Origin of the sequence: Spongiibacter sp. (genome assembly GCF_041602295.1) — a bacterium.
Lineage (GTDB): Bacteria > Pseudomonadota > Gammaproteobacteria > Pseudomonadales > Spongiibacteraceae > Spongiibacter.
The window spans coordinates 1-6,316 of the sequence record NZ_JBFIGO010000131.1; the positions used below are offsets into that span (position 1 = coordinate 1).

4 protein-coding genes are annotated in these 6,316 nt (G+C 59.8%); 1 reads left to right on the forward strand and 3 read right to left on the reverse strand.

All coding sequences use genetic code 11. The annotated features are described in order from the left end of the window. Positions 1-575: 575 nt before the first annotated feature. Positions 576-2,780, forward strand: a complete 2,205-nt coding sequence (gene katG / locus ABYM29_RS14265; protein ID WP_372865454.1) for a catalase/peroxidase HPI — start codon at positions 576-578, stop codon at positions 2,778-2,780. 118 nt (positions 2,781-2,898) lie between these two features. Here the strand turns inward: katG and ABYM29_RS14270 are convergent, their stop codons facing one another. The 3 genes from ABYM29_RS14270 to ABYM29_RS14280 form a co-directional block, all read right to left on the reverse strand. After that, positions 2,899-3,966, reverse strand: coding sequence for a permease (locus ABYM29_RS14270; protein ID WP_372865455.1), 1,068 nt, complete (start codon positions 3,964-3,966; stop codon positions 2,899-2,901). 54 nt (positions 3,967-4,020) lie between these two features. Next, complete coding sequence (locus tag ABYM29_RS14275; protein ID WP_372865456.1) at positions 4,021-5,211, reverse strand: MFS transporter; 1,191 nt, start codon at positions 5,209-5,211, stop codon at positions 4,021-4,023. Between the two features lie 151 nt (positions 5,212-5,362). Then, on the reverse strand, positions 5,363-6,316 hold a 954-nt coding region (locus ABYM29_RS14280), incomplete at its 5' end, for an AMP-binding protein (RefSeq protein WP_372865457.1).

Below are 6,316 nucleotides of genomic sequence, written 5' to 3' on the forward strand. Positions count from 1 at the left end.
ACGAAAAGGAGCCAATATATATGGAACACAAGTTCTAATGGGGGCCGCTCGCGAAATCCTCCTGACGTTGAGTTCTCGCTCTGCTTGGGGTGGCTTTACTATCCAGCTAAATAACATACCCCAACCGACGCTAGACGACAGTACTGAATGACCCAATACCGGCTCAAATCACTTGATTTGATCGGAAACTTGTTGAGCCCCCACTCCACCAAACACTCTTCCTAACAGCACTTGGGAAGGCCTGAAACCCCGGTTAATCCGGGGTTTTTTGTGCCTGTTCGATTGACCCGCCCCGCGCGCCTGCCCTTACTTTGCACGCCACCCTCCCAACAACGCAGTGATCCACATCAGCGGGCAGGTCGTAGGCCCTTGTCTATAGTAGAAGCTGGTCGCGCTGCCAGCGAACACGGACAAGGCAGCCCCGCTAGCAACGGCACAACCTATCGTATTGATAACATCAATCGATTTCACCAGCAGGCTAAGCTTGCCGTAGTGTTGCCTTAGTCGCCGCCATATTGGCGGCGACCCAGGGCGCCAGCGGCGCGCAACAACGATAACAGCAACGGGAGATCGTTATGGACAGCAGCAAACAGCAAGGTCAGTGCCCGGTTATGCACGGCGCCATAACCAAGCAGGCCGGCCCCGGCACCGCCAATGCGCACTGGTGGCCCAATCAACTAAACCTGAAGATCCTTCACCAGGGCGCAGCCAGCAGCAACCCCCTGGGCGAGGACTTTGACTACGCCGAGGCCTTTAATTCGCTGGACTTACAGGCCGTTAAAGACGACCTCTATGCACTGATGACTGATTCGCAGGACTGGTGGCCGGCGGACTACGGTCATTACGGCCCGCTGTTTGTGCGCATGGCCTGGCACAGCGCCGGCACCTACCGCATTGGCGATGGCCGCGGCGGCGCCGGCTCAGGCGCTCAGCGCTTTGCCCCGCTGAACAGCTGGCCGGACAACGGCAATCTGGACAAGGCGCGGCGCCTGCTCTGGCCCATTAAGCAAAAATACGGGCAGAAGATCTCCTGGGCGGATCTGATGATCTTGGCCGGCAACTGCGCACTGGAATCCATGGGCTTGAAAACCTTTGGCTTTGCCGGTGGCCGCGAGGACATTTGGGAGCCCGAAGAGGACGTGTACTGGGGAGCCGAGCGCGAGTGGCTGGACGAACAGCGCTATGAGGGCGACCGCGAACTGGAAAACCCCCTCGCCGCCGTGCAGATGGGACTGATTTACGTAAACCCAGAAGGCCCTAATGGCAAACCCGACCCGCTGGCCGCCGCCCGCGACATTCGCGAAACCTTTGCGCGTATGGCAATGGATGATGTGGAAACCGTCGCCCTGTGTGCCGGCGGCCACACCTTTGGCAAAACCCACGGCGCCGCCGACGACTCCCACGTTGGCCCCGAGCCCGAAGCCGCCCCCCTTGAGGCCCAGGGCTTTGGCTGGCACAACAGCTACGGCACCGGCAAAGGCGGCGACACCATTACCAGCGGCCTGGAAGGCGCCTGGACACCGACGCCGACCCAGTGGGACAACAGCTACTTCGACACCCTGCTGGGCTACGAGTGGGAACTGTGTAAAAGCCCCTATGGCGCCCAGCAGTGGACCCCGAAAAACGCTGCCGGCAAAGACACCGTACCCGACGCCCACGACCCCGCCAAGCGCCACGCACCGATGATGGCGACCACCGATATTGCCCTGCGGGAAGACCCGGCCTACGCCAAAATTGCCAAGCACTTTCACCAGCACCCCGATGAGTTTGCCGACGCCTTTGCCCGCGCCTGGTACAAACTTACCCACCGCGATATGGGGCCCGTGGCCCGCTATCTCGGCCCGGAAGTGCCCAGCGAAGTGTTGACCTGGCAAGACCCGCTGCCCGCCGTCGACCACCCGCTAATTGACCAGGGCGACATCGCCGCCTTGAAAAAACAGCTGTTGGCCGCATCGCTAACGGCGAGTGAATTGGTGTCCACCGCCTGGGCATCGGCCGCCACTTTTCGCGGCTCCGATATGCGCGGCGGCGCCAATGGCGCGCGGCTGAGACTGGCACCGCAGAAAGATTGGCCGGTGAACCAACCCGACCAGCTGGCCAAGGTATTGGCCAAGCTGGAGGCCGTTCAGCGCGATTTTAATGCCGCGCAGTCCGGTAATAAGCGCGTATCGCTAGCCGACCTGATTGTGCTGGGCGGCAGCGCGGCCATCGAGAAGGCCGCCAGCAGCGCTGGTTACAAGGTTAGCGTGCCGTTTACCCCGGGCCGCAGCGATGCCAGTCAGGCGCACACCGACGTTGAGGCCTTTGCCCCTCTGGAGCCGGTCGCCGATGGCTTTCGCAATTATGTGAAACAACGCTATGCGGTGCCCAGTGAGGAGCTGCTGCTCGACAAGGCGCAACTGCTGAGGCTGAGCGCGCCGGAGATGACGGTACTGGTCGGTGGCATGCGCGTGCTCAACACCAATGTCGGCCACAGCCAACACGGCGTATTCACCCAGCGGCCGGGCGTATTGAGCAATGACTTTTTTGTGAATTTACTCGACATGGCCATCGAGTGGACGCCACAGAGCGCCGACGGCGAAATTTTTGACGGTCGGGATCGCCGCAGTGGCAACATCAAATGGACAGCCAGCCGCGTCGATCTGGTGTTTGGCTCCCATTCACAACTGCGCGCCCTCGCCGAGGTCTACGCCGCGGCAGACGCTCAGCAGAAGTTTGTCGACGACTTTATTCACGCCTGGACCAAGGTGATGGAGGCCGACCGCGTCGACCTTCGTTAAAACACCAACACCCCCGCCCGAGCCGCGCCTAGCGTCCGCCGTTCGGGCGGCTTAGCTCCCTCAAACCACCCACTACTGCCAAGTCAGGCCCGGCATTGTTACGCGGACCCGCCAAACACTAGCCGGCAATGTTGATTAACCACGCAACAAGGACCACCTGGGGCACCGTTAACAGCGGCAAAAACAGCGCCGCCCGCCAACTGGCGGTGCGCTCCTTCATCACCATAATTTCGGTGTAGTCGGTACTGACACCTGTCATTAAAAAGGCAAAGCTATTGCCCGGCGCTCCGGCGCGATTCAGCAAGTCGGCAGCGATCGGCGTAGAACCTTCTGAGCAGACTTCAATAATTGTGGCGGCGACAATCGTTGCCGCCAAGCCCAACAGCGTCGGCCCAAAATAACTTTCAAATACGTCCATCGGCATCGCCGTGCGCAACAGGGTCGCCAGCAAGATGCCAAAAAGAATCCAGCGCATAACCATGCGCGACTCTTTAATGCCATCGGCAAACATGGCTGAAAAAAATGCCAGGTCAAAACGGGTTGCGCTCAGGCCCATACGCGCCTGCTGCCAAAAATTAAAATCGCGAGACAATGAAACAGTATTCGCGTTTGCCGGCAGCACTCCCCGACGAACAAAATACTCAAATAGCAAACCACTAGTGACGGCAATTAACATTGAAAGGCCAATAAAGGCCAGCGTCCACTTCCAACCAATCAGCGCGAATAAAATCAGTGTCAGCGAAAATGAATTCCAGGGGCTGGCGATTAAAAACGCCATAACTTGACCGAGACTGGCGCCGCGCTCATAAAGCTTGGCGCCGACCATGAGTATGCCGTGGCTGCACAGGTCGAGCAGCACACCGGCAGCCGTGGCCCGCAAAATACCCCGCACACCACCGCCATCGCCCAGCACCGACATCACAAATTCACGGGGCACGCGGGTGAGCAGCGACAGCATCACCACGCCCAGCACCAGCCCCCACCACATGGTATTAACCAGTTCAAACACGGATTGCGTGGCCACCGTCAACCACGGCACAGGGGCAATATCGAGCCACGCCAACACATAAAGCACGCTCACCGCCGTTAGCGAGCACCACAGCAAGCCATCGAAGCGCTGCTGAGGGTGGCAGGGCGGCGGGTCATCGCCGCCGTGGCAAGACGCGTGCTGGGAATGCTCAGACATAGGGAACTCCTCGCAAACAACCGGCGACCAGCCGCCGGCAATCGCCGCGCCGACTTAGCCGGCGCGCTCCACCCACAGGCTGATAGCTATCAACAATAGTGCCACCATGACATAAGGAGCGGTGGTATGGAATGCGTAGATAAAGGTACCCAGCATCGGACCGATCACCACCCCCACACCTTGCGCGGCGGTGACGGTGCCCGCCGCCGCGCCCTGCTCATCGGCCGACACGGCATTCGCCGCCAGTGCCGACACAGAAGGGTAAACCCAACCCATGCCGGCCGCCGCCAAGCCAAAGCAAGCCCACAGCCCCCAGGTCGACTCCACAAACAGACTGAGCATAAAGCCGACGGCAGACACCAGCGCACCAATGCGAATTAAACGCGCCGGGGGTTGCGACAATTTGCGCAGCACGCTCTGCGAGATAATTAACGCCACCCCCACCACAGTGAGGGCAATACCGGCGACCTGCGCCGCCTCGCCAGCCGGCAGGCCGAGTTGATCCAAGGCAAAAAAGCCCACGGTTACCTGCGCAATAGACACCGAAAATGAGGCGGAAAAGGCCACCACAATCGGTTGTCGCAGGCGGCGATCACGCAGTGCCGGCGCCTTGCTACGGGGCCCCGCCTGCGGAGGCAATTTGGGCACCCGCCACCACACCAGCAGCAGCGCCAACACCGGCAACACCGCGGTGACATACATGGGAAAACCCAGGCCATAGGGCGCCAACAAACCGACAAAGCCCGGGCCAATCACCATGCCGGCGCCACTGGCCGCGCCAAGCAGAGCCATGGCACCGGCGCGCTTATCGGCCGCGACATTATCAGCCACGGTAGCGGCGGCGGTTGCAGGCACAGCCGCGTAAAACAGGCCCACCACCACGCGACCCACCACTAGGCCGAGAAAAGCCAACATCGGCATCAGTTGATGACGCAGCGACAAATCGATAAACAGGCAAAGCGCAAAATAACTAACACTAAAACCACAGAGACCAATCAACAGGATGGGACGGCGTCCGTAGCGATCACTGAGACCGCCCCACCAGCGCGCACAAAGTATCCAGGTAAAACCGCCCATGGTCATCGCCGCACCGATATGCCAGGGCTCCAGCGACAGAATCCGCGCCACCGGCCCAACCAGTGCGACAAAGGCCATAATCGCCAAGGTGCAGCTGAAGTTCTGAAACATCAGCGGCGCCAGACTAAAAGAGGGCGACCCCGGCGGCGATGTAGGAGCCTCATTCATGTCGACACATCCTCAACGAGTAAACTCGTTAGATAAAAACAGTCCGCGATAATAGGCTAAGCAACCGCGGTATAGCGCGGCGGCGGTCTCAGTCTGTTAAAAACCCATAAAAAAAGCCGCGCTGGGCGGCTTTGTACAGGCTGCCTGCGGGCTAGTTTTCATCGCTCCAGCGAAAATCTTTATAGGCCTCGCGGATATCTTTCTTGCTGAGCTTACCGGTGGCGGTGTGCGGCAGCTCATCGACAAACACCACATCGCCGGGTATCCACCACTTCGCTACTTTGCCGTCAAACCACGCTAACATTTCCTCGCAGTCGATACTCTCGCCCTGCTTGAGAATCACCAGCAGCAAGGGGCGCTCGGTCCACTTGGCATGGGGAATACCGACCACTGCCGCCTCGGCAACTTTGGGATGGTTAACCGCGCAATTTTCCAGCTCGATCGAGCTGATCCACTCGCCGCCGGATTTGATCACGTCTTTCAGCCGGTCGGTAATCTGCATGTAGCCGTGCTGATCAAAACAGGCGACATCGCCGGTTTCAAACCAGCCGTCATCGTCCAGCGTCTGACCGTCGTAACCGTAGTAGTCGTTGACGATCCACGGGCCGCGCACCTTAACAGCCCCGGAGCTTTCGCCATCCCAGGGCAATTCATTGTTATCGGCATCGACCACTTTGATCTCTACGCCGAAGGACGGGCGCCCCTGTTTCAGGCGAATTTTGTTGTACTCCTCGTCGCTGAGCCCGTCGAGCTGGGGCGGAATGCCGCCGTTAAAAGTGCCCAGCGGATTCATCTCGGTCATCCCCCAGGCTTGCTGGACCTCGACACCGTATTTATCGCGGAAGTCGCTCATGATCTTCAGCGGGCAGGCCGCGCCGCCGACCGTTACCCGGTTCAGAGTGTCGACACTGTTACCGGACTTGCCCAGGTAGTCCAGCAGCGCCAGCCACACGGTGGGCACACCAGCCGAGGCGGTCACCTTCTCCTCATTGATCAGTGCGCACAGGGTTTCGCCATCGCCCATCTTCGGGCCGGGCATCACCAGTTTGGTACCGACGATAGGCGCGCTGTACACCAGCCCCCAGCCATTAACGTGGAACATCGG

Excerpts from the sequence above, each read along its gene's own strand:
- katG (WP_372865454.1), top strand. The coding sequence starts at position 576 with ATGGACAGCAGCAAACAGCAAGGTCAGTGCCCGGTTATGCACGGCGCC.
- ABYM29_RS14275 (WP_372865456.1), bottom strand. The coding sequence starts at position 5,211 with ATGAATGAGGCTCCTACATCGCCGCCGGGGTCGCCCTCTTTTAGTCTG.
- ABYM29_RS14270 (WP_372865455.1), bottom strand. The coding sequence starts at position 3,966 with ATGTCTGAGCATTCCCAGCACGCGTCTTGCCACGGCGGCGATGACCCG.